The following is a 252-nucleotide window of genomic DNA, read 5'->3' on the forward strand; positions in this document are numbered from 1 at the left end:
GACCCCCAGCAGCGGCTGCTGCTGGAGGGGGCGTGGGAGGCGTTCGAGGACGCGTCGATCGACCCGGCGTCGGTGCGGCGGACGGACGTCGGGGTGTTCGCGGGGGTCATCCACCACGACTACGTGACCCGGCTCGCCCGGGTCCCCGAAGGGTTCGGCGGCTACCTGAGCACCGGCAGCGCGGGCAGTGTGGCCTCGGGCCGGATCGCGTACACGCTGGGCCTGGAGGGCCCGGCGGTGACCGTGGACACC

At 74.6% G+C, this 252-nt stretch carries 1 protein-coding gene; it reads left to right on the plus strand.

Going from position 1 to position 252, the window contains the following annotated elements; all coding sequences use genetic code 11:
* Positions 1 to 252, plus strand: a 252-nt coding sequence (locus VR44_RS26305) for a beta-ketoacyl synthase N-terminal-like domain-containing protein (protein WP_045950086.1), incomplete at both ends; no start/stop codon positions are given.

The organism is Streptomyces katrae, assembly GCF_000966975.1.
Taxonomy (GTDB): domain Bacteria; phylum Actinomycetota; class Actinomycetes; order Streptomycetales; family Streptomycetaceae; genus Streptomyces; species Streptomyces katrae.